Genomic DNA, 5,837 nt, shown 5'->3' with positions numbered 1-5,837 from the left:
AAAGCAAAACCCCCCGTTACGGTTGTAACGAGGGGTTTTTAAAGGGAGCCTGACGATAACCTACTTTCACACTGGTTGCAGCACTATCATTGGCGCAGAGTCGTTTCACGGTCCTGTTCGGGATGGGAAGGGGTGGTACCAACTCGCTATGGTCATCAGGCATAAACTGTCAGTCCGCTGTGCACACGTTCCTTTGTGTGTTCACAACAAACTCAATTCAGAAGAAGCTTCGTAGAATGTGCGCCGTCTTTATATCAACTCGCACCAATCTCTATTCGTTTTCCTAATTTCTTAGGTACTACTGGTTATGATTCGTACCAAACTCTCTTTGGCAACCACTTCATAATTTCTCTCGTAGCCTACAACCTGCTAAGGTTATAGGGACAAGCCTTACGGGCAATTAGTACTGGTTAGCTTAATGCATTACTGCACTTCCACACCCAGCCTATCAACGTCCTGGTCTCGAACGACCCTTTAAAGAGATCTAGTCTCTGGGAAGTCTCATCTTAAGGCGAGTTTCCCGCTTAGATGCTTTCAGCGGTTATCTCTTCCGAACATAGCTACTCGGCAATGCCACTGGCGTGACAACCGATACACCAGAGGTTCGTCCACTCCGGTCCTCTCGTACTAGGAGCAGCCCCCTTCAAACTTCCAACGCCCACGGCAGATAGGGACCAAACTGTCTCACGACGTTTTAAACCCAGCTCACGTACCACTTTAAATGGCGAACAGCCATACCCTTGGGACCGGCTACAGCCCCAGGATGTGATGAGCCGACATCGAGGTGCCAAACTCCCCCGTCGATATGAACTCTTGGGAGGAATCAGCCTGTTATCCCCAGAGTACCTTTTATCCGTTGAGCGATGGCCCTTCCATACAGAACCACCGGATCACTATGTCCTACTTTCGTACCTGCTCGACTTGTCAGTCTCGCAGTTAAGCACGCTTATGCCATTGCACTATCGTCACGATGTCCGACCGTAACTAGCGTACCTTCGAACTCCTCCGTTACACTTTGGGAGGAGACCGCCCCAGTCAAACTGCCTACCATGCACTGTCCCCAACCCGGATTACGGGCCAAGGTTAGAACCTCAAACAAACCAGGGTGGTATTTCAAGGATGGCTCCACGCAAACTGGCGTCCACGCTTCAAAGCCTCCCACCTATCCTACACAGATCGGTTCAAAGTCCAATGCAAAGCTACAGTAAAGGTTCATGGGGTCTTTCCGTCTAGCCGCGGGTAGATTGCATCATCACAAACACTTCAACTTCGCTGAGTCTCGGGAGGAGACAGTGTGGCCATCGTTACGCCATTCGTGCAGGTCGGAACTTACCCGACAAGGAATTTCGCTACCTTAGGACCGTTATAGTTACGGCCGCCGTTTACTGGGACTTCAATCAAGAGCTTGCACCCCATCATTTAATCTTCCAGCACCGGGCAGGCGTCACACCCTATACGTCCACTTTCGTGTTTGCAGAGTGCTGTGTTTTTATTAAACAGTCGCAGCCACCAGTTTATTGCAACCCCTTCGTCCTTCCCCCGCAGGGGGGTCAAACTACAAGGGCGTACCTTATCCCGAAGTTACGGTACCAATTTGCCGAGTTCCTTCTCCCGAGTTCTCTCAAGCGCCTTAGAATACTCATCTCGCCCACCTGTGTCGGTTTGCGGTACGGTCTCGTATGACTGAAGCTTAGAGGCTTTTCTTGGAACCACTTCCGATTGCTTCGCAGGATATACCCGCTCGTCTCAACCCCTTGAATTCCGTGCCCGGATTTGCCTAGGCACCTTCTACAAGTTAAGAACAGGCTCTTCCAACCGCCTGACAACCTTCCGCGATCCGTCCCCCCATCGCATCATACGACGGTGCAGGAATATTAACCTGCTTCCCATCAGCTACGCATCTCTGCCTCGCCTTAGGGGCCGACTCACCCTGCTCCGATGAACGTTGAACAGGAAACCTTGGGCTTACGGCGTGGGGGCTTTTCACCCCCATTATCGCTACTCATGTCAGCATTCGCACTTCTGATACCTCCAGCATCCTTTACAAGACACCTTCGCAGGCTTACAGAACGCTCTCCTACCATATGCTTACGCATATCCGCAGCTTCGGTGTACAGCTTAGCCCCGTTACATCTTCCGCGCAGGACGACTCGATCAGTGAGCTATTACGCTTTCTTTAAAGGGTGGCTGCTTCTAAGCCAACCTCCTGACTGTTTTAGCCTTCCCACTTCGTTTTCCACTTAGCTGTACTTTGGGACCTTAGCTGGCGGTCTGGGTTGTTTCCCTCTTGACACCGGACGTTAGCACCCGATGTCTGTCTCCCTTGCTCGCACTCGTCGGTATTCGGAGTTTGCAATGGTTTGGTAAGTCGCGATGACCCCCTAGCCATAACAGTGCTCTACCCCCGACGGTGATACAAGAGGCACTACCTAAATAGTTTTCGGAGAGAACCAGCTATTTCCAAGTTTGTTTAGCCTTTCACCCCTACCCACAGCTCATCCCCTAATTTTTCAACATTAGTGGGTTCGGTCCTCCAGTGCGTGTTACCGCACCTTCAACCTGGCCATGGGTAGATCACTTGGTTTCGGGTCTACACCCAGCGACTAAGACGCCCTATTCGGACTCGATTTCTCTACGCCTTCCCTATGCGGTTAAGCTTGCCACTGAATGTAAGTCGCTGACCCATTATACAAAAGGTACGCAGTCACAGAACTAGTCTGCTCCTACTGTTTGTATGCACACGGTTTCAGGTTCTATTTCACTCCCCTCCCGGGGTTCTTTTCGCCTTTCCCTCACGGTACTGGTTCACTATCGGTCGATATCGAGTATTTAGCCTTGGAGGATGGTCCCCCCATGTTCAGACAGGATTTCACGTGTCCCGCCCTACTTGTCGCAAGCTTAGTTCCACACCGATAATTTCGTATAAGGGGCTATCACCCTCTATGGCCGGAGTTTCCAATCCGTTCTACTATTAAAGATGCTAAATCTTGCAGGCTCTTCCCATTTCGCTCGCCACTACTTTGGGAATCTCGGTTGATTTCTTTTCCTGTAGCTACTTAGATGTTTCAGTTCGCCACGTTCGCTTCGTATTCCTATGTATTCAGAATACGATGACCCTAAGGCCGGGTTTCCCCATTCGGAAATCTGCGGATCAATGTGTGTTTGCTCACTCCCCGCAGCTTATCGCAAGCTACTACGTCCTTCATCGCCTGATATCGCCAAGGCATCCACCATGTGCACTTAGTCACTTGTCCCTATAACTTTAGCTTCTAGTGTCTGTCGCCTATCTCTAAGCTTCAGGTTCATCACTAAAAACCGGTTATAGTTCTTTACTACTTATGAGTATTACTTTAGCGTTGCCGTATCTCAAGAATTTATTTTTTTCTAAAACTGCCTTTCGGCTGCTTTGATCAAACTCTTTTAATACTTTGTTTGTTCGATACAATCATAACCCTTCCATAAATCTGATCAGTATTGCTACCAATCTCTTTACAGAAATAAATTTTGATTATTTCTACTTTACTTCTTCTGAATTGTTAAAGAACGAGAACTTCTTGTTGCTGAGCCTTGCGACTCTCTTTCGATTTGAAAGAACAAACCTAAACAGCGCTCGCGCCATTTGCGTTTGTTTTCTCAACACACTTTTGGTAGGGCTGGTTGGGCTCGAACCAACGACCCCCGCGTTATCAACACGGTGCTCTAACCAGCTGAGCTACAGCCCCGCATGACTGCTTAAAACGCGCTTGCTCTGCGTTGCAACGCCTTGCCGTACTTGCGTACTGTCTGCGTCGTTGCGCCTTGATCAATCCCGTTTGAATCAGTCTTTTTCATGTGGTGGTGGAGGTTGACGGGATCGAACCGACGACCCCCTGCTTGCAAAGCAGGTGCTCTCCCAGCTGAGCTAAACCCCCATTCAGGCACTGCTTCCTACCGCAAAGCAGCTTCACTTCTCTTTACTACTTTTCTCGTCTCTTCTTTTAACAGTCAATAAAAGTGAACACTTAACTACCAGCGCTACTCTAGAAAGGAGGTGATCCAGCCGCACCTTCCGATACGGCTACCTTGTTACGACTTCACCCCAGTCACGAACCCTGCCGTGGTAAGCGCCCTCCTTACGGTTAAGCTACCTACTTCTGGCAGAACCCGCTCCCATGGTGTGACGGGCGGTGTGTACAAGACCCGGGAACGTATTCACCGCGACATGCTGATCCGCGATTACTAGCGATTCCAACTTCATGTAGTCGAGTTGCAGACTACAATCCGGACTACGATACACTTTCTGGGATTAGCTCCCCCTCGCGGGTTGGCGGCCCTCTGTATGTACCATTGTATGACGTGTGAAGCCCTACCCATAAGGGCCATGAGGACTTGACGTCATCCCCACCTTCCTCCGGTTTGTCACCGGCAGTCTCATTAGAGTGCCCTTTCGTAGCAACTAATGACAAGGGTTGCGCTCGTTGCGGGACTTAACCCAACATCTCACGACACGAGCTGACGACAGCCATGCAGCACCTGTGTGCAGGTTCTCTTTCGAGCACTTCCAAATCTCTTCGGAATTCCTGCCATGTCAAGGGTAGGTAAGGTTTTTCGCGTTGCATCGAATTAATCCACATCATCCACCGCTTGTGCGGGTCCCCGTCAATTCCTTTGAGTTTTAATCTTGCGACCGTACTCCCCAGGCGGTCTACTTCACGCGTTAGCTGCGTTACCAAGACAATTAAGTCCCGACAACTAGTAGACATCGTTTAGGGCGTGGACTACCAGGGTATCTAATCCTGTTTGCTCCCCACGCTTTCGTGCATGAGCGTCAGTGTTATCCCAGGGGGCTGCCTTCGCCATCGGTATTCCTCCACATATCTACGCATTTCACTGCTACACGTGGAATTCTACCCCCCTCTGACACACTCTAGCCTTACAGTCTCCAATGCAGTTCCCAGGTTGAGCCCGGGGATTTCACATCAGACTTATAAAACCGCCTGCGCACGCTTTACGCCCAGTAATTCCGATTAACGCTTGCACCCTACGTATTACCGCGGCTGCTGGCACGTAGTTAGCCGGTGCTTATTCTTCAGGTACCGTCATCAGTACGCTATGTTAGAGCGCACCTTTTCTTCCCTGACAAAAGAGCTTTACAACCCGAAGGCCTTCTTCACTCACGCGGCATTGCTGGATCAGGCTTGCGCCCATTGTCCAAAATTCCCCACTGCTGCCTCCCGTAGGAGTCTGGACCGTGTCTCAGTTCCAGTGTGGCTGGTCGTCCTCTCAGACCAGCTACTGATCGTCGCCTTGGTGGGCTCTTACCCCACCAACTAGCTAATCAGATATCGGCCGCTCCAATAGCACAAGGTCCGAAGATCCCCTGCTTTCATCCTTAGATCGTATGCGGTATTAGCTATCCTTTCGGATAGTTATCCCCCACTACTGGGTACGTTCCGATATATTACTCACCCGTTCGCCACTCGCCACCAGACCGAAGCCCGTGCTGCCGTTCGACTTGCATGTGTAAGGCATGCCGCCAGCGTTCAATCTGAGCCAGGATCAAACTCTTCAGTTTAATCTCTGTTTAAAGACATTTCTGTCTGTCGCTCACTCAAAATACTGACAGTTCAATTCTCATTTCTGAAAATCGTCTTGTTTTATTTCTTGTGAAGCAGTTGATATTTTTTAAGCTTGCCGCTCAATCCGAAAACCAAGCGGTGCGCTTTCATCAAGTGCTCACATTTATTGACTGTTAATTGTTAAAGATCACAGAATATTGAATTCTTTTTTCTGCTTGCCTTCCGGCTTTTGCTTCGAATCGTTTTGTTCGTCAGCAGCAGAGAAACGAGATTATGAAG

The 5,837-nt window shown here is 49.8% G+C and carries 2 tRNA genes and 3 rRNA genes; all 5 read right to left on the bottom strand.

The window, feature by feature from the left end:
• Positions 1-47 precede the first annotated feature (47 nt).
• Positions 48-160 (bottom strand): 5S ribosomal RNA (gene rrf, locus H8K47_RS17860).
• Between the two features lie 219 nt (positions 161-379).
• Positions 380-3,254 (bottom strand): 23S ribosomal RNA (locus H8K47_RS17855).
• Between the two features lie 391 nt (positions 3,255-3,645).
• Positions 3,646-3,722: transfer RNA gene (locus H8K47_RS17850), tRNA-Ile, on the bottom strand.
• A 113-nt stretch (positions 3,723-3,835) separates the two neighbouring features.
• Positions 3,836-3,911: transfer RNA gene (locus H8K47_RS17845), tRNA-Ala, on the bottom strand.
• A 112-nt stretch (positions 3,912-4,023) separates the two neighbouring features.
• Positions 4,024-5,554, bottom strand: a 16S ribosomal RNA gene (locus tag H8K47_RS17840).
• The 16S, 23S and 5S rRNA genes sit together here with 2 tRNA genes alongside, the layout of an rRNA operon.
• Between the last annotated feature and the right edge of the window lie 283 nt (positions 5,555-5,837).

This window comes from Cognatundibacterium rugosum (assembly GCF_014284365.1).
Taxonomy (GTDB): Bacteria; Pseudomonadota; Gammaproteobacteria; order Burkholderiales; family Burkholderiaceae_D; genus Undibacterium; species Undibacterium rugosum.
This window is presented reverse-complemented; position numbering and strand designations above follow the sequence as displayed.